The 23547-nt window shown below is 60.4% G+C and carries 19 protein-coding genes; 14 read left to right on the plus strand and 5 right to left on the minus strand.

Going from position 1 to position 23547, the window contains the following annotated elements; translation table 11 throughout:
- Positions 1–38: 38 nt before the first annotated feature.
- Positions 39–1169 (plus strand): glycosyltransferase family 4 protein, encoded by a 1131-nt coding sequence (locus ACYG97_RS06415; RefSeq protein WP_023734113.1) that lies wholly within the window; start codon positions 39–41, stop codon positions 1167–1169.
- The gene (locus ACYG97_RS06420) at positions 1166–2005 is read left to right on the plus strand and encodes a class I SAM-dependent methyltransferase (protein WP_023713500.1); all 840 of its coding nucleotides are present in this window, start codon (positions 1166–1168) and stop codon (positions 2003–2005) included. The genes ACYG97_RS06415 and ACYG97_RS06420 overlap by 4 nt, the downstream gene beginning before the upstream one ends.
- A 71-nt stretch (positions 2006–2076) precedes the next feature.
- Here ACYG97_RS06420 and ACYG97_RS06425 read toward each other — a convergent pair whose 3' ends face one another.
- Positions 2077–3885: an ABC transporter ATP-binding protein gene (locus ACYG97_RS06425; RefSeq protein WP_245260009.1), complete on the minus strand. Its 1809-nt coding sequence runs from the start codon at positions 3883–3885 to the stop codon at positions 2077–2079.
- 141 nt (positions 3886–4026) lie between these two features.
- Here ACYG97_RS06425 and ACYG97_RS06430 point away from each other — a divergent pair, with 141 nt between their 5' ends.
- From ACYG97_RS06430 to ACYG97_RS06440, 3 genes are all read left to right on the plus strand, one after another.
- Positions 4027–4935: a hypothetical protein gene (locus ACYG97_RS06430; protein ID WP_156937208.1), complete on the plus strand. Its 909-nt coding sequence runs from the start codon at positions 4027–4029 to the stop codon at positions 4933–4935.
- Positions 4936–5051: 116 nt separating this feature from the next.
- Complete coding sequence (locus tag ACYG97_RS06435; protein WP_084023763.1) at positions 5052–6314, plus strand: glycosyltransferase; 1263 nt, start codon at positions 5052–5054, stop codon at positions 6312–6314.
- Complete coding sequence (locus ACYG97_RS06440; protein ID WP_155923178.1) at positions 6315–8339, plus strand: hypothetical protein; 2025 nt, start codon at positions 6315–6317, stop codon at positions 8337–8339. It abuts the gene before it with no gap.
- Here the strand turns inward: ACYG97_RS06440 and ACYG97_RS06445 are convergent.
- Entirely contained in the window at positions 8269–10344 is a 2076-nt protein-coding gene (locus ACYG97_RS06445) for an acyltransferase family protein (protein ID WP_084023762.1), read from the minus strand. The genes ACYG97_RS06440 and ACYG97_RS06445 overlap by 71 nt on opposite strands.
- Before the next feature lie 5 nt (positions 10345–10349).
- Positions 10350–12365 carry an acyltransferase family protein gene (locus tag ACYG97_RS06450; RefSeq protein ID WP_023734107.1) on the minus strand — a complete coding sequence of 672 codons (2016 nt, stop codon included), beginning with the start codon at positions 12363–12365 and terminating at the stop codon, positions 10350–10352.
- Positions 12366–12724: 359 nt separating this feature from the next.
- Here ACYG97_RS06450 and ACYG97_RS06455 point away from each other — a divergent pair, with 359 nt between their 5' ends.
- From ACYG97_RS06455 to ACYG97_RS06470, 4 genes are all read left to right on the plus strand, one after another.
- Positions 12725–13738 carry an NAD-dependent epimerase/dehydratase family protein gene (locus tag ACYG97_RS06455; RefSeq protein ID WP_198029709.1) on the plus strand — a complete coding sequence of 338 codons (1014 nt, stop codon included), beginning with the start codon at positions 12725–12727 and terminating at the stop codon, positions 13736–13738.
- A gap of 158 nt (positions 13739–13896) precedes the next feature.
- The gene (locus ACYG97_RS06460) at positions 13897–14523 is read left to right on the plus strand and encodes an MraY family glycosyltransferase (RefSeq protein ID WP_245260008.1); all 627 of its coding nucleotides are present in this window, start codon (positions 13897–13899) and stop codon (positions 14521–14523) included.
- Between the two features lie 324 nt (positions 14524–14847).
- Positions 14848–15642, plus strand: coding sequence for an alpha/beta fold hydrolase (locus ACYG97_RS06465; RefSeq protein ID WP_348626141.1), 795 nt, complete (start codon positions 14848–14850; stop codon positions 15640–15642).
- Between the two features lie 101 nt (positions 15643–15743).
- On the plus strand, positions 15744–16379 hold the full coding sequence (locus ACYG97_RS06470; RefSeq protein WP_023682294.1) for an SGNH/GDSL hydrolase family protein: 636 nt from the start codon (positions 15744–15746) through the stop codon (positions 16377–16379).
- Between the two features lie 61 nt (positions 16380–16440).
- On the opposite strand, the gene ACYG97_RS06475 is transcribed toward ACYG97_RS06470, so the two are convergent.
- Positions 16441–17454 carry an NADP-dependent oxidoreductase gene (locus tag ACYG97_RS06475; protein WP_023682293.1) on the minus strand — a complete coding sequence of 338 codons (1014 nt, stop codon included), beginning with the start codon at positions 17452–17454 and terminating at the stop codon, positions 16441–16443.
- 92 nt (positions 17455–17546) lie between these two features.
- Between ACYG97_RS06475 and ACYG97_RS06480 the strand changes: the two genes are divergently transcribed.
- From ACYG97_RS06480 to ACYG97_RS06500, 5 genes are all read left to right on the plus strand, one after another.
- A complete protein-coding gene (locus ACYG97_RS06480; protein WP_023689456.1) occupies positions 17547–18479 on the plus strand; it encodes a LysR family transcriptional regulator in 933 nt (310 codons plus the stop codon).
- A 195-nt stretch (positions 18480–18674) separates the two neighbouring features.
- Positions 18675–19079 carry an MAPEG family protein gene (locus tag ACYG97_RS06485; protein ID WP_023682292.1) on the plus strand — a complete coding sequence of 135 codons (405 nt, stop codon included), beginning with the start codon at positions 18675–18677 and terminating at the stop codon, positions 19077–19079.
- Between the two features lie 582 nt (positions 19080–19661).
- Complete coding sequence (locus tag ACYG97_RS06490) at positions 19662–20630, plus strand: SMP-30/gluconolactonase/LRE family protein (protein ID WP_156937206.1); 969 nt, start codon at positions 19662–19664, stop codon at positions 20628–20630.
- Between the two features lie 77 nt (positions 20631–20707).
- Positions 20708–21871, plus strand: coding sequence for an alpha-hydroxy acid oxidase (locus ACYG97_RS06495; RefSeq protein ID WP_023734101.1), 1164 nt, complete (start codon positions 20708–20710; stop codon positions 21869–21871).
- Positions 21864–22553 carry an RraA family protein gene (locus ACYG97_RS06500; RefSeq protein WP_023689452.1) on the plus strand — a complete coding sequence of 230 codons (690 nt, stop codon included), beginning with the start codon at positions 21864–21866 and terminating at the stop codon, positions 22551–22553. Before ACYG97_RS06495 ends, ACYG97_RS06500 begins: the two co-directional genes overlap by 8 nt.
- 13 nt (positions 22554–22566) lie before the next feature.
- Here ACYG97_RS06500 and ACYG97_RS06505 read toward each other — a convergent pair whose 3' ends face one another.
- Positions 22567–23520, minus strand: coding sequence for a response regulator (locus ACYG97_RS06505; protein ID WP_023669440.1), 954 nt, complete (start codon positions 23518–23520; stop codon positions 22567–22569).
- Positions 23521–23547 lie beyond the last annotated feature (27 nt).

The following is a 23547-nucleotide window of genomic DNA, read 5'->3' on the forward strand; positions in this document are numbered from 1 at the left end:
TCGAATGGGTCGCGAGCAATCTCCCAAGAAATGACTGCATGAAACGAATCGTCGTCATCGTCAGCGAACCAACGTCCCTCGCAAGCACCAGGGGACACTTGCTTCTTGCGCTGCGCGATTCCGGGTACGAAGTTCATGCCATGGCGCCGGTCGACGCCATGACCATTCGTTGGCTGGCCGAGAACGGCGTCCACTTTCATCCATTGCCAATGGAACGAGCCGGGATTGCTCCGTTCGGCGATACGGTGTTGGCTTTTCGTCTCCACAACCGGCTAAGAAAACTCAAGCCTCAGGTGGTGTTGACCTGTGCAATCAAGCCGATCGTCTACGGCATGCCGGCTGCGTTGCTTGCCGGGATCCAGCGACGGCACGCACTTGTCACCGGCCTCGGCTACGCCTTCACGGACCGGCACAAGTCACCACGCTGGAGGATGGTAAACGCAGTGGCTCGGCTCCTCTATGCCGCAAGCCTTCGGGTTGCCACCACGGTCACCTTCCAGAACGACGATGACCGCAACGACTTCCGTCGCCTTGGGCTGCTCGGGCGGACCCAAGCTAATGTCGTCAACGGCTCGGGAGTCGATCTAGACCGATTCAAAGTCGCGCCACTACCCGATCAGCCGCGATTTCTGATGATTGCACGCCTGCTGCGTGACAAAGGCCTCGCCGAATATCTGGGTGCGGCGACGCTGGTTAGGGCTGTCAGACCTGACGCCCGTTTCCACCTCGTCGGAGATATGGATCCAAACCCCTCGGGGTTTCCATTATCGGAGGTTGAGGAGGCAGTCGCCGGCGGAGCCATCCGTTATCACGGACCGGTCGAGGACGTCCGTCACATCATCGCGGATACGCGTATCTTCGTGCTTCCGTCGTATCGCGAGGGGACGTCGCGATCGGTTCTGGAGGCCATGGCGATGGGGCGCCCGGTGATCACAACGGATGCGCCGGGTTGCCGGGCGCCAATCGTGCCCGGGGTCAACGGGCTGCTGGTTCCGGTTGGTGCCACCACATCGTTGGCTGAAGCCATGATCCGCTTGATAGACAACCCCGACGAAGCCCTATCCATGGGCAAGAACAGCCGATCGATTGCCGAACAGCGCTATGATATTCAGAAAGTTACAGCTGACATGATGGGCATCATCGAAGGGGGAGTCCGAGCCGCAGGATGACATTCACAGGCAACCCATCGTCGAATCGGTACGAGTTCGGAGCCAATTGGGCGTCGTTCGTCGACAAACACTACTCGACTGAACGTCGGCAGGTGGCGGCCGACAAGCTTCTGTCCTTCCTCGGCAAGCAGAGCCTGGAAGGAATGGATTTTCTCGATATCGGCAGCGGCAGCGGGCTACACTCGCTTGCCGCCTTCGACGCAAAGGCGGATCGGATACATTCCTTCGACTTTGATCCTCTTTCGGTAAGTACCACCGGCAGGCTTCGCAAATTGGCCGGGGACCCGCCGAACTGGGCCGTCGAACGAGGTGACGTTCTCGATGCCGACTATCTTGAGGCGCTGGGCACTTGGAGCTTGGTCTATTCATGGGGCGTGCTCCATCACACTGGCGCCATGTGGCAAGCAATTGAGAATGCTGCACGAAGGGTAGGGCCTGGCGGCCTTTTCTTCATCGCTCTCTATTCGTCGAATGTCGTAACGCCTTCCGCGCAATTCTGGCTCAATGTGAAACGTCGGTACAATGCCGCCAACCCTCGTCAAAGGCGATGGATCGAATGCTGGTACATCTGGCGTTTCGGCCTTGGCAGAAATCCACTTCGGCTGCCAATGCTCCTGAAGCAGATTCGCGAGAAGAAAAAAGGTCGCGGCATGAGTTACATGACCGACGTCCGCGACTGGCTGGGAGGGTGGCCGATGGAGTTCGCCGACGACCAGGCCGTGATCGACTTCTTGAAGCAACGGTTCGATTTCGAAATCGTCAGGATATCCACCGGTGAAGCCTGCACGGAATTTCTCTTCCAGAACCCTGGCAAGGTGCAATCCAAACCGAACTGACGTGGCGGCCTTGCTGCACCGGCGGCGCCAGCCCGATCAGGCACGTTGCCGAACCCGTCCACGCGATGCATTCAAGCGATCTGTCCGCCGGTTGTCGTCGAGATATGCGGCTGGCGGTGTTCAAGGGTTACGATCTCGTCGCAACTTTCAACTGTCGTGAGACGGTGTGCGATGATCAATATTGTCAGATCGGTGGGCAGTTCTCGGATCGCCTCCATGACTGCCGCCTCGGTCTCCATGTCGAGAGCGCTCGTCGCCTCGTCGAAGACGAGCACAGATGCCTGTTTGTACAAAGCCCTCGCGATGCCTATTCGCTGGCGTTGACCTCCCGACAGGCGGACGCCGCGCTCGCCAACACGCGTCTCGTAGCCCTGCGGCAAGCTTTCTATGAAGTCCGCCAATGCGGCCTGCTGCGCCGCGCTGCGGACGCGCTCGTGGTCGGTCCTGGCAGGGTCGATGCCGAAGGCGATATTGTCTGCGATGGACGCATCCGCCAGGAATATGCTTTGTGGCACATGTGCGATCTGTCTTTGCCAGGCACGTCGCGTAGCGCCGTCCAACGTCTGCCCGTCGATCTCGATCGCTCCGCTGGTCGGTTCCAGCAAACCCATGATCAGATCGACCGTCGTGCTCTTGCCGCTGCCGGTCTTGCCTACGAAGCCGACCTTGGTCCCCTTCGGGATTTTGAGATTGAAGCCTTCGAGTATCGGCGGCTGGTCGGAGGCGTAACGAAACGACACGTCCTTGAGTATGATCGCTTGTTCGAATGGCAGGCGCCTGGCTGGAGGCTCGTTCCATTCGGGGCCAAGTGGTGCTTCCAGCGCCTGGAGCACAACTTCGGCGCCGGCAAGATTGCTGAGTATCAACGCCCAATTGCCGTATACAAGCTGCATCGATGGCAGCAGACGCTGGGCTCCCAGCACGAATGTTCCAAGTATTGGCAGTACCTCGCCGGCATTGTTGGATCGGATGATGAGGAAATAGGCGAGGGCCGCGATGATCACCATACCCGCGGCTTCAATCGCGAAACGCGGAGCGCTGGCTGCAAGCGCGTTCGTTGCGTTGGCGCGTTGCAGGCGCAGGTCGAGTTCGCTGTAGCGGGAAAGAAAATATGGCTGTGTGTCGTTGATAATGACATCGCGGATACCGCCCAGCCCCTCCTGTACAGAACGAATGCCTTCGGCCTGCGCGCTAGCGATGATCCGCGCATTCTGCTTGAGGTGTTTTCGGATCACAAGCGACATGGCGAGATACACCGCACCAAAGCCCGCGAAGATAACGAAGGTGATGATCGAACTTAGTATGAAAAGCGCTGCGACGACGAAGACACCGATGATTATGCCGCTGATTGATTGCAACAGTGGCAGCATCACGCCAGCGGTGATTGCTTGTACCTGTCGTAGCGCCGCCAACACCGAACTGGAGTTGCGCGAAACGTGGTAGTTGTAGGGCTGGCGCAGCACTCGGTCATAGACGGTCACGCCCACCTCATGTCCCAGCGAGAAGACGTATGAATTCGTGGCCCAGGTGAGGAGTATACGCACGGCACCGGCCACGATGGCCACTACGGAAAACAAAACCGTGAGCCCGAGCAGGCTGTCAGAAGAGCCGGTCAGCCGAAAGCCTGCAAGCTGACGCGCCAGAAACGACTGTCCGCCAACCGTCTCAGGATTGGCGATGCGCGCAAGAAACGGCAGCAAGGCACCAAGCGTGGCCGCTTCCGCCAGAGCACCGAACACCATCAGGACAAGGAGGCCGAAAAACTGCCTTTGCCGCCGCTGCGATACCTGCCGCCACAAGCGCCGCATTGTGTCGAAAGTGCTGCCCGAGTCTCGGTTTCCGCTCAACGCCAAATCGATGTCCGTATTCAGAGGGCCCAATGCACACGTCCAGCGGGCCACGACAAGCCACAACCGACGTCGATTGGCAATTTATCACAGAAGCGCCGAAGGTGGTCCGTCCACAAATTTCCTCGCAATGGACTAGAAGCCACGGCCGCGACGAGGTGATAGTCTTCGACCATGAATGATGCCTTTGAGATTCGGTATCAAAAGTTGCGGCCAAGCTTAACTGCTGCATTGCTGTGCTCATTCGGCTTCTTCTCGGCAGGGGTTGGGGCGGCTTTCCTGCTGTTTGTCTCGGCCTATCCGCTCGGATTGATCAGCGCTTACCCGGCACCACCTGCCGAGGCAACCGAAGGGCCGCTGGGATTCCAGCAGAAGGTGGTGGATGTCGATGACCTCTACCGCGCTACGGACGAACCCATGCAGGCCTATCTCGAGCGCCTGACAAAGGCTGTCGCGGGTGGAATGGTGCATTATTGGACGGTAGGCGACAGCTGGGCGGCGACCGACACGTCCTACACGCGCATCAGCGTTTTTGACAACTACCTGCTCTGGATGCTCAGCTTCCGGCCGCAATATCGCGAAACGCTGCAAAATTATGAGTTTGTAACGCCCCGCAAAGGGCTTGCCCGGGGGTATGGGTTCTGTTCCCAGGTGTCCAAAATCGTCTATTCCATCCTTGCCGATCAAGGCATCGAGGCGACGATCTACAGTGTCCCCCAACACACCGTGGTAGTGTCGAACGGCAATATTCTGGATTCCGACTACGGCGTCTTTGTTCCTCGCTCGCTTGAGGACGTGCAGAGGGAGCCGTCAATCATCGACACCTACTACGCGCAATTCGCGCCGATGTTGCCCCTGCTGAAGACGGCTTATGGTGGGGCTTGGCAACCGGCTGGCACCATAGAGGACCTCGACGGCGTGCGTGCATACGAGGCAAAGTTCGAGCGGCTCAAATGGGCACCGCCACTCGCCCTCCTGGCAACCGGAATGGTGCTTGCCACGTTCGGGATGATGCTGCGGCATCGTGAAGGACGCAGCCCGTCTGCTGCGCGGCAGGCTGGAGCTGATCTTGCCGGCTCGTGACCTTTTGTGGATTGTATGCGCAATACGACTTCTTCTTGCCGGCTCTGGACGCTATGTGGAAGCGGGACGGGCGAGAACAGGCGGAGGGGTGAGCGACGCTGCGAGAAGACCTTGCGTTGACTAATGCTGAAAGCCGACAGCGCGTTGCCGCGCCTTCCACCGCGCGCCTGAGAAGGACCCGTCGCAACGTGCTCTTCATTATCGGGACGCTCGATCTCGGAGGCACGGAAAGCCAACTGGTGCTGCTTGCCAAGGAGTTGAAGGCGCGGGGCTGGCAGGTCGAGGTCTTTGCCCTCTCGTCGGGCGGTGTTCTTGCGGAAACGCTGAATCGTGCCGGTATCCGAATATCCTACGGGCTTCATCGCCCCAATCCCTTGCCCGCATCACTGACAGCGGCGGGGGCGGAAGAAAAATCGAGCGTTGCCCCCAAGACGCGGCCGAGCGTCAAGGCAATGCTGGTGCTCGGCGCCGCGATCACTTTGCTCGTTGGTCGCATCATTTTGACCCGGCCACGCGTGGTTCACGCCTTTTTGCCATTGACCAACTTTCTGGGCGCGTTGGCAGGTCGGTTTGCGCTGGCCCCACTCGTCATCACCTCCAGGCGCGGTCTCGGCAACCACCAGGAGCGATGGCCGCGGCTGAAGCGCATGGATCGAATCGCCAATCGGTTTTCACATGTGGTGGTCGCTAACTCGCATGCGGTCGCGGCCGACATGGCGGCCCGGGATGGCTATGATCTCGCCCGCGTGCGCGTGATTGCCAATGGTCTCGATCTGAGCCGTTTCGATGGTATCAGCCATCGCCGTGATGAGATCAGGCGCAGCCTTGGTCTTGAACCTGACGATGTCGGGGTCGTCATCGTCGCCAATCTTATTCCCTATAAGGGACACAAAGATCTTATCGACGCTTTCGCAAGCGCAAGCCAAACTCGGCCGGAGCTGAGGTTGTTCATCGCCGGACAAGATCGAGGTATTGGGCAGGCGCTGATGGAGCAAGCCCAGCGGCTTGGCGTCGGATCGACAGTTCGGCTGCTCGGGGCTCAGGACGACGTACCAGGCCTGCTTGCCGGCATGGACATCGGCGTGATCGCCTCCCACGAGGAAGGCTTTTGCAACGCCCTGATGGAAAAACTCACCGCAGGCCTCCCAGTGGTGGCCACCAATGTCGGTGGAAATCCGGAGGCAGTTTCGGGGATGCCGGGTTGTGTGCTGGTGAAGCCTCGTGACCCTGCCGATCTGGCCCGCGGACTGCTTGCCGTTCTCGAGCGGTTGCCCGAGCAGACAGTGGACCGAAAATTTCGTCAGCGGGCGATGCGCGAACGCTACTCCATAAGGGCTATGGTGGACGCTTATGAAACCCTCTACCTCGCGGGCAAGTGAATGAGCGGGATTGCTCACTTCCAAGGCCCGGTGAATTCGGCGTCTACGCCGCGCAGCATCCTGCCATGTGTCGTCGCCGGGCTGTGTGCATTTGCCATAGTTATCTATCAGTCGTGGTTCATGCCCTATTTTCTGCCGTTCTTTACGGGCCGGGACGAGTTCGCCAGACTGGTTTTCCATGCCCTCTACGGCAGCGTGTTGATTGTTTCGATTGCCGTTCTTGCAATCCGTCGGGACGTGCGTGGCGCGATCCTCCTGCTCGCGATCGCCGGGGCGATGGCGGTTGCCCCGGTTGCGCTTCATCCACTTGGCATCGTCGCAAAGTGTTACCTGATTACCCTTTTCCTTGGCGGCGGGGCGATTGTCCTCATGCTCGCCTCATCGCCCGCAATGGTGCTGCGTCTATGTGCGTCGGTGACGGCGCTCAATGCGGTGGTCTGCTTCCTCGACCTTCTTTTTGCCAACGGCTTCACCAGTACGCTTGGCAGAGCCGCCGGCCTGGCGATCAATCCGAATGTGGCAGCCGCCGGCCTGCTTCTTGGCGCCGCGGCGAGCTATCGCGCCGTCGCGCCAAAATGGCGTGCCACTTTCCTTGTTCTCGTAAGCGCCGCTCTGCTCGTCACGCTTTCCCGCTCGAACATTCTTGCAGCCTGTGGCACCGTGGCGGTGCCGTTTGCCGTTGATATTTGGCAGCAATTTCGGGGTCACCGTCGTTTAAGGCTCGATCCAAGGGGCTGGGGTCGCCCGCTCGCCGTCGCATTAATACTGCTGGGGACAATCGGTGTCGCGCTCGCCACAAATGTTTATTTTCGCGTTTCCGTCGGCAACTCCTTCGCCGGGATGATCTCGGTTGGAAAGGCGCTCGATGAGGCGGCGGATGCTGTCGATTCATCACATAATGAGGTTGCGTCGTCCGCCTTAGACCCGGTTGCGCCGTCGTCTCAACAAGCTCTGGCTGAATCAAGTTCGGCTGCGACGATTGACCAGCCCACGGCAGAACCTTCGATCAGATCAGACCCTCCGCAAGCCGATCCTGCGCGAGCCACTGCCTCATCTGCGCCTCCGTTCAGCGGCCTGCCTTCGTCCGCGACAGGCCAATCCACAAACGCTGCCAAGATCCAGGCGCTAGGCGAACGTCTCGTGGACGAGGGCAAGAGAAATTCGATCTCGGCAAGAGCACTCTTTCTGGAGCGAGGCCTGCTCGCGTACAGAGAAGGCGGCTTCTTCGGTCGCGGCCTTGAGGTGGCGCAGGCTCTCGCGCCTCACAACACCCTTGTCCTTTTCGCAATTGCTTTTGGGCACATCGGCTGGTTGATCCCGATCGGCCTGGTCGCTTCCGCTTTCTGGTATGTCCGCAGCGCCGGCGATCTGGCCCTTGGTGTCGCACTCGTGGGGGTCATGCTGACATCGCATGACCTCTTGCTGACGCCCTCTCTCTTTCTTCCGGTCGCGCTGGGAATTGGTGGGATGCTTGCCGAGCGGCGGGGATTTACTGAAACACATTCCTCAGCAAAAAAAGGCGAGCATCGCAGCTTTGCTTTTGGAGCTAATGCAGGCGTGATGGCCTTTGCGGCTGGCTGCATTGCGATATTGCTCATCACACCGTCGCTTGTTACCGGACGGCTGCAGAACGAGACCATGTTTACCGCAAGAGGCGGGTACGAGACGCTGCTACCACGCTCGCAATTTCCTGGCCTTTTCCAATTTGACAACCTTGTCCTCGATCCCCTGTTGAAGGCTTCAGACCTGCGTGAAGAAGGGACCCCGCTCCACCAAGTTGAATGGGCGCCGAACGCATGGCCGGCTGTTGGCCCGGGCGAATATACTTTTCGCCGGCGGGACGCGGTGCTGTTTTCGGCCACGGATTCGAGCGACCCTCGCCAAAACGGACGAACCTACGCAGTCGCCGTTCCGCTCTCAGTCAGCGCGCTGTGCCTTGCTCTCCTGGGCACAATCATCGCTTGGTCGATTGTGTCGACGTCTGCCTTGACGCCACGGATAAGTCGTCGCGAAGCCTCTCTATGACTTTCGGAACAACAAGGCGTGCCCCGTAGATGGAGAAGTGGTTCTCATCCAGGTAGAGGCTATGCCCTGCGCCGTCCGTCACATCACAGCCATTTGCCGAACAGATGGTTTCGCCGGGATCAAGCAGGTGAAAGCTGGAATGGCTGGCGAAAACCATGAATGCCTGGTCGAAGGCGACGTTCTCCACCCGGGTGGGAACCGGGCAGGGCAAGGAAAGGTAAGTCGGTCTCAAATGGCAGACCACATTGGCGTCCGGCGTGTGCCCGATCAGGATCACCGGACCGCGAAAAGCGGCATAGAGTTTCGCTAAGTCCCCAAGCATGCTCGCATACAGTTTTGCCAGGTCGGGCATCTCGACAGGCGCACCATCCACTTTCCGTTCGAGAAGAGTGCGATATCCGGGCCAGCGCTGCGCTTGGACAATGGCGAGTATGTCACCGGCCTTCAACCAGCGAGCCGCCTGGTCGGTAGCATTCCGGCAGTGCCGCGTGACCGCGCCGTTTGTTCTGGTCTGGAACTCTGCTCCGAAATAGCAATTGCCGGCATCGGCCAGCAGGAAATGGAATTCTTGACCGCCGAGTTCTTGAAGCGCCCGCGTGTATTGGTCGATGTGCGAATCGCCGACCACGAGTATCTTCTTTGGACTTTGAAGGTTGCCGAACTCGCAGAAATCCAAGCAGGCCAACGAGCCGGTGATCGCCTTCAGGGCTGCGCTGTTGGCAAGTTCGTTCCCCGCGACGGAATGAAGACGCCACGGCATTCCGCCCGACATCGCGTAACTGACCACGGAACATGAGAGCAGGCCAGTCAAGGCAAGTCCAAAAGAGGGGAGCAAGCCATGGCCAGCGCGAAAAGGCTGCTCGACGAAATGAAACATCGACATGGCCATGACGAGGGCCAGAAGCCCGACGAAGAGCGCTTCGGTCGGAAGCAGGGGGCGAAGCAAACCGTATTCGCAAAACACGATCAGGGGCCAATGAACGAGGTAGAGCGAGTAGCTGATGCGACCAAGATAGCCGACTGCGCGATTGCGCAAGGCGAAACCTCCCAATCGCGAACGGTTCGCAGACAACACCATCGCGGCGCCGGTGGCAGGGGCAAGCACGTTCCAGGCGGGCGCGCCCGAACGGCTGTCGAAAGAGAACACTGCAAACGCTATGAGGGCCAAGCCCAGCCAGGCGAGCAGCTCGTGGACAAGGACAGGTCGCGGCTTGGGAAGCCAGACCAGCGCCGCGCCACAGGCGAACTCGAACACGCGAAATGGCGTGTTGTAAAACACGGTTGCACGGCCGTCGGCGATCCAGTCCGCCGCCGGGGTCCCCGCAAACGGCCAAAACGATCCGTCCTGGAATGCGACAATGAGCCAGAAACTGAGAATGGCAATCGTGATGATCGACCAAACCATTCGTCCTGGGAATGCGGCAAGCAAAACTGAAAGCAGCATCGGCCAGACGAGATAAAACTGCCACTCCACACTGAGTGACCATGTATGAAGGAGCGGTTTCATCCGCGCGGCGAGATCAAAGTAGCCGGACTCGCGCCAGAAAAAGATGTTCGAAACGCCGTAACTCGATGCCATCAGCGATTTCGCGAAGGTCTCCAGATGTTGAGGCGTAAGCAGAAGAAACGCGGCGATGCATGACAGGGAAAATGTCGCGAAAAATGCCGGCAGCAGGCGGCGAGCCCGGCGCGAATAGAAATGCGCCAGACTGAAACGCCCTGCCTCCACATCGGTGGCCACAATGCGGGTGATCAAAAAGCCGCTGATTACGAAAAACACATCGACGCCGACAAAGCCGCCGGAGAAACCTGCGAATCTCAGGTGGAAAAACAAAACAGCCAGCACCGCGACCGCTCTAAGCCCGTCTATGTCCGTGCGGTGACCGTCCCCAGCCGCTGCCGCACATGACGGGCTGCCGAACTGTCCTCCAACCCGCAACGCGCGGCTGTCTTCCGAACAGGCCATTCCAGCCGTGGTCGAGAGCGGAGCCTGGCCGCTTCGCATCCCGTTCAATTGCTCTTGCCAGCCGTTTGAGACGGGGTGGTGTTGGCGGCCGACAATCGGTTTTGCTCCTGGCCTTTCAGGGCCGGATAGAGACCCATCATTCGCGCGACGGCTTCGTCTGTCTCGGGCTTCAGGTTTCTGCGTATATGCGAACCATCTCGGTAGATGAACTCGCCATTGACGTAGGTTGCGCAGTGTCTGTCTGGACACATCCCTTTGAGCGGATTGACGAAGACGACGTTATTGTCATGAACGAGCGATGCGAGCGCGGACACCATAGGCGACCAGATCCGGAAGACTTGCTCGCTATTCATCTCGGTCGAACAACGCCTTAGCATACCGCTTTCGAGCATCGCTGCGCATGAAGTCAGGTCCAGGCCGGGACCAGGCACTTGGCCAATGATTGCGACGCGCCGATCCGCCCTTTCGACTTCCTGGATGAGGCTACGCAGGCCATCGCGCAACAACAGGACTTTGCTGGTCTGCCTCTCACCATTGTCAGCAAGGACATTGGTGTCGGCAAGGCTTGTCCAGGCTGCGGAGAGCACCACGAGGTAGATGTCATTGCGTTGTTTCAGCATGGCGACCGCGGCCTTTCGCGACGATGAGCAGCTTTCCCGATATCCGGCCAAATCCGGAAAGTCGCGGTGGACACCTTCTCCAAAGGCGGCCGGACAGGCGCGGTAAAGAAAGAAAGCCGTGTTTTCTCTTTTACCTGCGCTGTCTAACAGCGGCGCAAGATGCTCGGCATGGCTGTCGCCCCAGAGCACGGCGTGGCGCGCCGCTTTGTCCCAGGGCGCACCGAACGCGCAAAAGGTACTGCCCAACTCAGCGATGCTGACCATCTGCGGGCATGACCAGTCCCACATCACATCGAGGCTGCGCATTGCCTCGACTTGCTTCGAGATCCTGCTGGTGAAACCACGGGCTTCGAACACGGCATTGGCACTCAGGCAAACCATTGCCACCGCGGCGGCACCAGCGAGAAGCACGCTGGATGGCGGCGCCCGCAGGCGGCGAACGGGTTCCTCGATGAACCGCCAGGACAGATACGCCACCAGCCAGGCAACCGCTACAAGCACGCACGATTCAACCGCCGAGGGCATTGCGGTGCCAATATAATGGCGAAAGAACACGAGGATCGGCCAATGCCAGAGATACAGGCTGTAGGAGATTCTGCCCGTCGATCGCAACGGCGCGCTCGCAAGCACGGCCGAAATCGTCGACTGCGACCGCGGCCAGACGACCAGAGCAGCCCCGATCACAGGACCGAGCGCGAAAACGCCTGGAAACGGTTGGCTCGGCGAGAGAAAAAGGATGCTTGCGACTACAAGACCAAGGCCGCTCAGCTCAAACCATTTGGACGTACGCCCGCGGCCTTTCGGTGGCGCAAAGACGAGCAGGCCGCCGATAGTCAACTCCCAGGCTCGGCTGAAGGGAACATAGAATGCCTGCTTCGGATCGGCCTCCACCAGATTGAGGGCGATCGAGAAGCTGACCAGCGCAACAATGCAGATCAGCGCGACAACGGGGAGCTGGCGGCCGCGTGACAGCCGGTTGGCAACCAGAAGCAACAGCGGCCATACGAGATAGAACTGCTCTTCGACGCCGAGCGACCAGAGATGAAGCAGCGGCAGCAGCGCCGCCTCGCGATCGAAATAGCCGGTATTCCAAAGGAAATAATAGTTTCCCAATCCGAACGTGGAATATGCCGCACTGCGTCCCAGACCTTCATAGTCGCCCGGCAGCAACAGAAACCAGCCGGCAACGAGTGAGAAGCAGATCATCACCAGCATCGCCGGCAATATTCGACGCATGCGTCTGCCGTAGAATTCCACAAGGGACAGTCCGCCGCCTTCAGCCATTAAAAGGCGCGTGATCAGGTAACCGGAGATAACAAGGAAGACATCAACGCCAGCAAAGCCGCCCCGAAAACCGGGCACGTCAAAATGGAAAAAAACCACTGCGACCACTGCGATAGCGCGCAACCCGTCAATATCTGGGCGATAGTCGGACTTCAAAGCTCCCCCCCGGAACAGTCCCTCGGCCTCTTAGCCTAATTGCGCGATATGAGTCGATGGCCTGAGTTATGCAGTGGCGGCACTCGCTGTTGGAGGTGCAAGTTGCATTGCGAGAAACGTGGAGATACCCCCACAATTTGTTTCGGCCAGAACGACGGAAATCTCCACATTGGTGGGGATGTGCCAGAATCAGCTATGGTCTGGTGACCAAAGGACGGAGAACTGGCAGGATTTCGGGTGGGTGTTTGTTCGCTGATGATATCGAGGGCGACGAAAACTCGCCAGCCTTGATATGAAAGTGGTTGTTTGCCCCATCCTCGACTGTATAGATGACGCTCCCGTGGGAGGACGTGGCAACCTTGGACAACCATAGCGCGGACTTGGTCGAATTTGGCCAGCACACACATGTGCTGGTTACTGGCGGAGCAGGCTTCGTAGGGTCGGCGCTTGTCGATCTTTTGCTCGCCCGCCATTGCACCGTAACCGTCATCGACGATCTCTCGAACGGGCTGCTGCCCAATCTGCCCACCGGCAATTCCCGGCTGACGATCCGCACTTTCAGGGTTGGCGATCCGGCATACGGCGCGGCGGTCCACAATGAGGTCGGGTTGGCCGATGCAGTCTTCCACCTGGCGAGTCCGATCGGCGTTCAGCTTGCCCACATGGAGCGTTTTGCCGTCACCAGCCGCATTCTCGAATCAGGCTGTGCGATCGTGGAGGCGTGCAGAGTACACCGACGTCCGCTGCTTTACACGTCGAGTTCAGAAGTCTACGGCTCCGGCCGGGACAGGCCAATCACGGAATCCGATCCGGTGACGACGGACCTGCGACCGAGATGGGGCTACGCAGCTGCCAAGGCCGCGATCGAACATTTAGTGGCGGGACTGTTTTTTGAATTCGGAATCCCGACCTGGATCGTTCGACCATTCAACATGGCCGGACCGCGCCAGCGCTCGGCGACCGGCCTCGTCCTGCCGGTGTTCGTCGATGCAGCGCTGCGTGGTGAACCACTCGTAGTCCATGACGATGGAGAGCAAAGGCGGGCGTTCCTGCACGTTGCCGACGCCGCCGAAGGTCTGCTGCTGGCAATGCAGTGCCCGTCATTGCGTGGCCGGCCAGTCAACTTGGGCGGAAGCGAAGCGATTCAGATTGGAAATCTTGCAAGAATGGTGATTGAGGCCACCGCGACGACCGCGCCCATTATCATGAAACCATCCAGCACGGTGTTTGGTGATCGGTTCGCCGTAACATACGACCGAGTACCTGACACAAACCTGTTAACAACCATGACCGGATGGCGACCCGTGCGAAGCACGAGGCAGATGGTCCTCGACTGCATAGAGCACATGCGTACCGAACGAGTGGTTGCTTGACGTCTGGCTCCTTGGTCTCGTTCATCGGGGCCCTGCTCATCGCGGTTCCCGGCGTCTGGCTGTTTGCGCGTCTTGCGCGGCGTATCGGAGCCGTCTCCAAGGTCACGAAAGATCGGTGGCACACATCAGGCGAGGTTCCCCGGCTCGCGGGGCCCGCCATGCTGATCGCGATGTCACCATGGCTCCCCGTTGAACATACTCTCCTGCTATCAGCCTTCTGTTTGATCGGGGCGCTCGATGACCTCCGATCTCTTTCTGCCGGTGCCAAGGCAGCAGCGTTGGCCGCCGCAGCTGTTTTGGCCGGTATCATTACGCATCTGTGGTGGGTTCCGATCATCATTTGGATCGCTTGCAACGCCGTCAATATGCTTGACCATGCCGATGGTCTTGCCGCGAGCGCAATCGCGGCCGCCTTCCTCGGGCTGGGCGGCGCTCTCGGTATGGCGGGCGTCGGAGCATGCCTGGGATTTCTATTCTTCAACTATCCGCCGGCACGCGTTTTCATGGGCGATAGCGGCAGCCTTCTCCTCGGAGCGGCAATCGTGCTACTCGCGTCGCAAAGAGGGTTTGACGCTTCCCTGGCGTGGATTGCCGTACCGCTGATTGACGCCGTCTTCGTAATCAGTCGCCGCTTGCTGCAGGGGCGAAAACCTTGGATCGGCGGCACAGATCATCTTGGTCACACCTTGCTCCGCCTGGGCGTGAACCGCCGGGTTTTGCCCGCCCTATATGCAGCGACGGCACTGACGATCGGGCTTATGTTCTCGGTCTGGGCAAACACATAGGCACTTGAAGGCGTTGGGTCGAAGCTTCGGACACACGCCAGCGGCGTGTCGGCTTGCCGTGACTTCAGCCTAAAAGCTGACAGTCCGCTCGCGGCCCCAACTTGTTCTTGGGTTGCTATGACCCATCTGGCGGAAGATGCAACGGCAGAGCTTTGCATCTTGTCGGGGTAGCGCGCGTTGATTTAAAAATATGTGCGCTGGATCGCTTTGGCGACAACCGCGTTGCCAGCGATGGTCTCACACGCGCCTGAACATCGGTTTGTCAACACCGGGAGCATTGGGCTTCACGTCGTCCAGGTTGGGCCTGCCGAAGGCAGGCCGGTCATGCTCCTGCACGGCTTTCCCGACTTCTGGATCGGCTGGAGACGGCAGATCGATGCGCTCGCTACCGCCGGATTCCGGGTCATCGTTCCCGACCAGAGGGGCTACAACACCAGTGACAAGCCGAAAGCCATCCGTGAATACACGCTCCCCAAGCTCGTCGGCGATGTCGTTGCCATCGCCGACGCGCTCGGCATCGGAAGGTTTCACCTCGTCGGTCATGACTGGGGCGGTATCGTCGCCTGGGCCGCAGGCGCAAAGCTGCCGCACCGCCTGGAAAGGCTCGTCATCCTGAACGCGCCCCATCCCGAGGTGCTGCTTGCCCATTCCTTGCGATCTCCGACCCAGTTCCTGCGGAGCAGCTATGCGGCCTTCTTCCAGCTCCCCTTGCTGCCGGAGGCTTTTCTGGGGGCGGGGCGCTCGGCTCTGCTGGCACGGGCGCTCATCAAATCCAGCCGAACAGATGCCTTCACGGCGGAGGAAATCGCAGAGTATCGGCAGGCCTGGGAACGGCCGGGGGCGCTGACAGGCATGCTCAACTGGTATCGGGCGCTGCGCTTCCGCCCAAGCCTGAAGGAGCGGATCACGACGCCGACCCTTGTACTGTGGGGGGATGCAGGACCAAGCTCTGGAATATGGCCTGGCCGAGCGCAGTCTGGCCCTTTGCAACGATCGGGGCCTGCAGACGTTCGAGAAGGCGACGCATTGGGTACAGTGCGAAGAGGCCAGCGCGGTGAATGCCGCGCTTCTGGCGTTCCTGGACGGCTGAGATGCCGTTCCGTTCTGCAGGTGGCCTGACTCGCCGTGATCTCCTGACCGTGCTCGCTGCCGCGGTCACAACCCACCACCTTACCTCCTCTGCTGATGCAGCATTGGCAGAGGCCTCAACGGAGCATCCGATGCCACACGTCGTCCTTCTCGGGGATTCGATCTTTGACAACGCTGCCTATGTCGCGCACGGGCCCGACGTAGTGCGCCAGCTGCGGGAGCGGTTGCCGGAGGGGTGGCGTGCAACGCTAAACGCCGTCGACGGCGCCGTCACAAGCGGCGTCGAGCGGCAGCTTGAACGGCTCCCCCAGGATGCTAGCCATCTTGTCGTCAGCGTCGGTGGCAATGATGCTCTTCGTCATGCAGGGATTCTGGAGCAGGGGGCCTGTTCGGTGGCCGAGGTTCTGGACAGGATCAGCGATATCCGGGAGGAATTCGAGCACGACTACTGTACGATGCTCGAGGGGGCGCTGGGCCAAAACCTACCCACCGCTGTCTGCACGATCTACGAGGCGCGCTTTCCCGACCCACAGCGTCGTAGACTTGCCGCAACTGCCCTGACGGTCCTCAACGACGTCATCACCCGGGCGGCGTTTTCGCGCGGTTTGCCGCTCGTCGACCTGCGCTTGGTATCGAATGAGGACGCGGACTTCGCCAATCCTATCGAACCGTCAGTGCAAGGCGGCGCGAAGATCGCGGCAGCCATCGCGGCACTTGTAGTCGAGCACGATTCAGCCGGACGTCGGTCGGTGGTCTTCGTCGGCTAAACGGCGTAATCCCGCCCGATCGTCTGCACTCCCGATGGTCGGTCGGACTGAAAGCAACAATTCAGACGGCCAGCACGATCTTGCCTTGAATACTGCCGTCGGCGGCGCGCTCATGTGCGCGCGATGCCTCGGCCAGCGGGAATGTGCTGTCGATGACGACACGCACAAGGCCGTCGTCGAGCAGGCGGGCGGCTTTTGCCAACTGCGCGCCATTGGATCGAACCTGTGTGGATGAGACCGTGATCCCCAGCCTCTCTGTCTCTTCGTGACCAGCGAAGCCCAGTGGGTTGACCAGGAACAGCGCGCCGCCCGGCTTCAGAACATGGAAGAAGCGCTCCATGCCCGCGCCGCCCACCGCGTCGAGGACAAGGTCGACGTCTCGGACGACATCTTCCGCCGCGGTTGTCTTGTAGTCGATGAATTGATCCACGCCGAGATCGCGCATCAGCGCCTCGTTCTTGGCCGATGTCACCGCGATGACGCGCGCGCCCCGCCATTTCGCCAACTGGACGGCCAGATGCCCGACACCGCCTCCGGCACCATTGATGAGCACCGTCTTGCCGTCGAGGGGCACCGGCTCATGCGGTAAGGGCTGGAACGGATTCGGCTCGTCGTGGCCAAGTTCGATCAAGAACTGCCATGCCGTCAGAAGCGACATCGGCGCACCAGCCGCATGAATATGGTCGATGCCGGCTGGTTTCAACGCAACATGCGATGCCGGCACACTGACATAATGCGCGTAGGCATTGCTACCCGTCATCAAGTTATCGGGGAAGCGAACCATTGCGTAGACCTCGTCACCGATGCTGAACTCAGCGACGTCAGCGCCAACCGCTTCAATGACGCCCGACACGTCCGTGCCGAGAATCAGTGGGAAGGACGCGTTGGGTCGCCATTCTGGCGGCAGTGCGCGATAGCCATCCCGCAGATACCAGTCGGGCGGATTAAGCCCGGCCGCCTGGACTCGGACAAGCACCTCGCCGGGCTTCACACCCGGCCTAGGCGCGTCTTCGTACACCAGCATCTCGGGACCACCGAATGCGTGCAGACGGACTGCCTTCATCTTATCGCTCATTGGTGAAATCTCCGCTCATCCATGTCATTGGAGCGAATCTAGCGGCATGACCGCCGGTTGATAATCGGTCTGGATGGCGGTTAAGTAATGCCATGGCGGAACATATCACTTTGGATCGGCTCACTGGCATCATCGCCTTCGCGCGTGCGGGATCGCTGGGCAGCTACACGGCAGCGGCGCGCGCGCTGTCGATTTCCCCGTCGGCGGTCAGCAAGAGCGTCCAGCGGCTCGAGCGGCATTTAGGAGTGTCGCTGTTTACCCGTACAACGCGCTCGCTCACCTTCACGCCCGAAGGGCGCGACCTGCATGAGCGCGCGCTGCGTCTGCTACGCGAGGCGGAGGAAATCGAGCAGGCGGCAATGACCGCGCGCTCCGAACCATCGGGCACGTTGCGCGTGGCCGCGTCGCTGCCGATCGGACTGCATCTGATCGCTCCGGCTTTACCGGCTTTCCGTCGGCTCCATCCGAACCTGATCGTCGATCTCAGGCTGGGTGACCAGATGGTGGACATGATCGAGGAAGGGATCGATGTCGCCATACGCATCGGTGATCTGGCTGACACCCGGCTACTATCACGCAAGCTCGCACCCCATCGGCTTTGCTGCTTCGCCTCGCCAGCCTATCTCGAGGAACGCGGCACACCGACCCATCCCGATCACCTGGAAGGGCACGACACCGTCAACCTTCGATATCAGAGCACAGGCCAGGCCTTTCGCTGGCCCTTCCGGATTGGCGACCGTGAAATCGAGATCGTGCCCAATTCCGGTGTGGTCGCCGATGCCAGCGATGCCGTGCTCATCATGCTGGCAGCCGGCGGTGGGATAGGCATAGGCGCCTCCTTCATGGCGGCTCCCTATGTGAAGCGCGGCGAACTGGTCCCAGTGCTGTCCACGTTCGCGGTCGAGCGAAACAATGTCACCGTGCTCTGGCCGGCAAGCCGACGCGCCAACCCCGCCGTGCGCGCCTTTCTGACCATGCTCGACGCCGCGTTCACTCTGCGAATGGCAGCTTCAAGCATCGACTGATCTGGCGCGGAAGGGTCGCTAAAGGGCGAAAGCGGTCAATCACTGCTGATTGGCTGAACGGCAGCTATTCCGGGCACAACGTCCAAAAGCTGCTATTCCGTTTCGGTCCCACTACAGGCCGCCCCTCCTCGTCGAATAGCATTAGACTAGTTGATCGGCTACAACGACCTAGAGTGCTAGCAACGGGGAGGGCACATGTCGGCGAGTGCTTACGCATTGACTGGCTTCATCTCGTGGGCGCTGGCCCTGCTGATCGTGATGGAAGTTATCCGGAGCTACCTGGTGATCTCTGGGCAAGTCCCGGCAAACGGCTTTACGCCAGATAACGGAGCCCTCTCCCCGTTTATGCGGAGGTTAGCCCGTGCCCACGCCAACTGCATTGAAGGGCTTCCAATCTTCGGAGGTCTGCTCGGAGTCGCGATCATCATTTCAAAGACAGATGTCACGGATCCCTTGGCCTCCACGATGTTAGGCGCACGTATAGTGCAGTCGGTGATCCACCTCGTCTCAACCAGCCAACTCGCGGTCAGTCTCAGGTTCACCGCGTTCGCTGTGCAAATGGTGATTGGTGCGTATTGGTGCTGGTTGCTGTTGATCTGAAGAGTGGCGGAGCCCCGACGCAAAAGTGGGCCACCTCGATTCCGGGAGCCTTGGCAAACCCACTCCGGATCGTGACCCGAAAGACTGTCCCTTTTGACAAGCGAGCGAACCGCAAAACTGGTAGTGGCAAAACCGCCGTTGAGGCATGATATTGCTGTTGGATTTTGGGGCTACTCCCCAGCTTCGGAGAAGGATCGGCGTTCAGAGAGCAATTTGCACGCCTGGACGCTGCGGCGCTCCCCAGCTTTTGGCCACACGCACGCCCTGCAAACGCTCGGCTCAAGAGCGCCTGGCAGCGGAGCAGAGAATTGTTGGACTTTGTGAGTGTTAGAGTGAGAGGAACTGAGATTCAACCTTCTCCACCTGCACTTGGTCCTTGCACGCTGGCCTCAGCAGCACCTAATCCTGCCACGCAACCTGGAGGAGCAAGCCAGTGCTACCGAGCTATGTAGACACCGATCGGCTCGCGCTGTAGCCATAGGCCTCCGCCCGTCGGGGTTCACCGGCGCCGGGGTGGGGGGCCGGCCTAGGGGGCCCAGCAACGCGCACGTCAGCCTAGCTATCTTTGAGTCGCCGGGTCCGGTGACCGCCAGGCTGGATTATACCCGACAAATCTTGATAGGCTGCCGTTCTGGGGGTCGCACGATGAACGAGGTTGAAAAGATGGCCGTCGAGGTTGTCGCGACCGGCCTTGGCTGGCCCGAGGGCCCGACGGTGCTGCCCGGTGGCCGAATTGTCATGGTCGAAAGCTATCGCAGCCAGCTGACGGCCATAGATCGCGACGGAAGTGCTCGCCAGTTCGCGTATGTTGCCGGAGCGCCCAACGCCTGCGTTCTCGGATCGGATGACCTGCTCTATGTCTGCCAGAACGGCGGCACGACAGGACCTTGGCGGGCCGCGGAGATGACGACACCGTCCATCCAGCGGGTTGCCGAAGGCGGAAAGCCGGAAATCCTGCTGACCGAAGTTGCAGGCATCCGGCTCAATGGTCCAAACGATCTCGTATTTGCTGCTGATGGCCGGCTTATCTTCAGCGATCCCGGCACATACAACCCGGGGAACCCGGACCCCAGCTACATCTTCGCCGTCAACCCCGATGGCAGTGCGTACCTTGCTCTCGGTTTCGACGAGCCGACCTTCCCGAATGGTGTGGCGATCGAAGCCGACGGCTCGATCATTTGGGGAGAGTCCTATACGGGGCGCGTCCACAGGCAGCGTCCGGATGGTTGCGTCGAAGACCTTGGCCGCTTGCCTGGGGTCAATCCGATCCCGGACGGGCTGAAGGTCGGTGCGGACGGCCGCCTTTACGTAACGGATATTGCCGCCAACGGCATTCATGTGCTCAGGCCGGACGGAACAGCGGAAGGTTTCTTCGTCTGCGGCAAGGCAACGACCAACTGCGTCTTCTTTGGCGAGACGCTTTGGGTGACAAATGCCGGCGTGCTGGCGACCGGCAGCGATCCATCCTTTGAGGGAACACTCTCCCGCGTGCGTGTTCCGGGAGGCGGTGGACCGACGCACCACGGTCGCATAGACGGTAAGAAACCGTGAGTAGCTCCTCGACTGTCTCGAACGCAGGTGCTCTGATCAGCAGTGGCGTTGGTGCATCGCCTGCTTCGACGGCGGCGTTGAAGCGCCTGTACAGCGTGGCCGCGGTCCGCGTCGCCGCGCGGCGGACTTTGCCACGCCCGGTGTTCGACTTCGCCGATGGCGGTGCCGAGGATGAGCGAACGCTGCGCCGGAACGAGCAGGCTTTCAGTGAGGTTGCCATTCTGCCGCGACCACTCAACGGTGCAACGACGCGAGACCTTTCCCTTGACCTCTTCGGCGCGAAACTTGCCATCCCGCTGGGCATCGCGCCAACCGGCCTGGCTGGGCTGTTCTGGCCCGACGGCGAGCGCGCAGCCGCCCGAGCCGCAGCGGCCGCAGGGACATTCTACTGCGCCAGCCACGGATCGGTCTGCACGCTGGAGGACATAGCAGCCACCGGAAGTAGCCCACGGTGGATGCAGGTGTTCGTCAATACCGATCGCGGCTTCACCCGAGAAATGGTGGATCGGGCGCGTGCCTCAAGCTACGACGCGCTGGTGCTCACCATTGATAACCAGATGCTTGGCAACCGTGAACGCGACATCCGCAACGGTTTTGCCATCCCGCCGCGCTTCGGTGTGGCCGGAACCCTCGCGGTCGCCACCAAGGCGGCGTGGCTTCTTCGTATGCGCACCCGACTCCCGAAACTGACTTTCGGCAACTACGCGCGCCCCGGAGATACGGCGACGGTCGGTGCATTGGCGGGCCGAATGGCCGCAATGCTCGATCCCGGACTCTCCTGGGCCGATGTCGACTGGCTGCGCACTGTCTGGTCCGGACCGTTGTTGCTGAAAGGCGTCCTGCATCCCAGCGAAGCCGCCGAGGCTGTAGCCCGAGGAATCGACGGCATCATCGTATCCAATCACGGCGGACGTCAGCTCGACGGCGCCGCCGCGTCGCTGGACGCGCTGCCGGCAGTTGTCGCAGCTGTCGACGGCCGCATACCAGTGCTTATCGACGGTGGCGTCAGGCGAGGCTCCGACGTCGTGAAGGCGCTGGCGCTCGGCGCCTCGTGCTGTCTGATCGGGCGGCCGCAGTTGTGGGGGCTCGCGGTCGCCGGCGAGGAGGGGGTACGCCACGTGCTCGAACTCTACCGCAAAGAAATCGACCGCGTCATGGGACTGATGGGGGCGCGGAGCCTGCGCGACCTCGGGCCGGACTGTATTTCGTTCGTTCAGGGAATGGGGCCGCTACATGATTGAAGACCCACCACTGCTCACCATCAAGCGCCGTTTCGAACGGCCCGCAGCAGAAATCATCAGTGCTTTTGCGGGCGTGCCGGTTAGCCAGGTCGTAGACGCGATGGGGGGACGCGGCGCCTTGCATTATGCGATCAAGCCACTGTCGCCAGCTACTGCGACGATGGTCGGCGTCGCCGTGACCTGTCACTGCGGTCCCGCCGACAACCTCGCCCTGTTTGGAGCACTGGATGCCGCAGCAAGTGGCGATGTCATCGTCGCGGCCACCGACAGCTTTGCCGGTACGGCGGTAACTGGCGATCTCGTGCTCGGCATGGCGCGCAACAAGGGGGTCGCCGGCTTCATCACTGACGGCCTCGTGCGCGACGTTGTCGGGATCGAGGCGGTCGGGTTGCCGGTTTACTGTGCCGGGATCATTGCGAACTCGCCTGCGCGCAATGGTCCAGGCACGGTCGGATTCCCGGTGGTGGTGGGAGGAGTGACTATCTCGCCGGGAGACATACTGGTCGGCGACCGCGACGGTCTCGCCGTGGTGCCTCGCCTGGAGGCTGAGACGGTGCTGGCCCGGCTCTCCGCCATCAGGGCGGCTGAGAAAACTCTTGATGGCCTGGTGCGGCAAGGTCTCGAGATGCCCGACTTCGCCAAGGTCGTCCTCAAATCGAACAGGGCGCGCTTCGTTGACTGAGATGTGAGCTTCTCTAGCTGCGGGACATATGAAGCGCAACACGATTTCGTCCTTCCGATTTGGCACGAAACAGAGCCAAATCGGCGGCATTGACGAAATCGTTTGGCGTCTCGTTCTCGGTGGGCACCGCTGTTGCGACGCCGACGCTGATGGTCACGCGATCCGGGCCGTGGGGTATGTTCAACTCTCGCACGCTCTGGACGAGCCGCTCGGCGATCGCACTGGATTGTTCCAGTATGGTGTCGACCAGCACGATGACGAACTCTTCGCCTCCGTACCGCGCAGCGAGATCGGTGGAGCGGCCGGAACCGCTCTGGATGACGCGGGCGATTTGCTTCAGCACATCGTCGCCGGCCATATGGCCATAGGTATCGTTGTATCGTTTGAAGTTGTCGGCATCGATCATCAACAGCGACAGTGGGGACTGTGCGCGAAAAGCGCGTTTCCATTCAGCCGCCAGATATTCGTCAAAATAGCGCCTGTTACCGAGACCTGTCAGGCCATCGATCCGCGTCAGACGTTCAAGCTCTAGATTTGCACTGATCAGCTGTCGCTGGCTTTCCCTCAGCGCTCGGTGTGCCGAGTCTCGCTGGACGTGATCCAGATAGGCCCGCGTGTGATATCGAATGCGTGCAATCAACTCGATACGATCCGGCAGTTTGACGAGATAGTCGTTCGCGCCCGCAGCGAAGGCTTCGCCCTTGGTGGCTGGATCTTCCTTGCTCGACAGCACAATGACTGGAACCGCGCGTGTCGACGCATGCTTCCTGTATTCTCGCACCAGATGTAGCCCATCCACCCCGGGCATGACGAGATCCTGCAGGATGACGGTTGGCTTTACCTCATCCGCGACCGTCATCGCTCTCAACGGGTCGGTGCAGAAGTGTAAGGAAATATCGGGCTCGTTGGCTAGGGCGCGCCTGACCGCCTCGCAAACCATGATCTGATCATCGATGAGCAGAACCATGGATGAATAGTTATCTGCGAGTGGCGG

This window comes from Mesorhizobium sp. W067 (assembly GCF_054719525.1).

Excerpts from the sequence above, each read along its gene's own strand:
- ACYG97_RS06500 (WP_023689452.1), top strand. The coding sequence starts at position 21,864 with ATGATTGAAGACCCACCACTGCTCACCATCAAGCGCCGTTTCGAACGG.
- ACYG97_RS06465 (WP_348626141.1), top strand. The coding sequence starts at position 14,848 with ATGCTCCTGCACGGCTTTCCCGACTTCTGGATCGGCTGGAGACGGCAG.
- ACYG97_RS06445 (WP_084023762.1), bottom strand. The coding sequence starts at position 10,344 with ATGCGAAGCGGCCAGGCTCCGCTCTCGACCACGGCTGGAATGGCCTGT.
- ACYG97_RS06415 (WP_023734113.1), top strand. The coding sequence starts at position 39 with ATGAAACGAATCGTCGTCATCGTCAGCGAACCAACGTCCCTCGCAAGC.
- ACYG97_RS06480 (WP_023689456.1), top strand. The coding sequence starts at position 17,547 with ATGGCGGAACATATCACTTTGGATCGGCTCACTGGCATCATCGCCTTC.
- ACYG97_RS06460 (WP_245260008.1), top strand. The coding sequence starts at position 13,897 with ATGCTGATCGCGATGTCACCATGGCTCCCCGTTGAACATACTCTCCTG.
- ACYG97_RS06470 (WP_023682294.1), top strand. The coding sequence starts at position 15,744 with ATGCCACACGTCGTCCTTCTCGGGGATTCGATCTTTGACAACGCTGCC.
- ACYG97_RS06440 (WP_155923178.1), top strand. The coding sequence starts at position 6,315 with ATGAGCGGGATTGCTCACTTCCAAGGCCCGGTGAATTCGGCGTCTACG.
- ACYG97_RS06430 (WP_156937208.1), top strand. The coding sequence starts at position 4,027 with ATGAATGATGCCTTTGAGATTCGGTATCAAAAGTTGCGGCCAAGCTTA.
- ACYG97_RS06485 (WP_023682292.1), top strand. The coding sequence starts at position 18,675 with ATGTCGGCGAGTGCTTACGCATTGACTGGCTTCATCTCGTGGGCGCTG.
- ACYG97_RS06475 (WP_023682293.1), bottom strand. The coding sequence starts at position 17,454 with ATGAGCGATAAGATGAAGGCAGTCCGTCTGCACGCATTCGGTGGTCCC.
- ACYG97_RS06420 (WP_023713500.1), top strand. The coding sequence starts at position 1,166 with ATGACATTCACAGGCAACCCATCGTCGAATCGGTACGAGTTCGGAGCC.
- ACYG97_RS06505 (WP_023669440.1), bottom strand. The coding sequence starts at position 23,520 with ATGGTTCTGCTCATCGATGATCAGATCATGGTTTGCGAGGCGGTCAGG.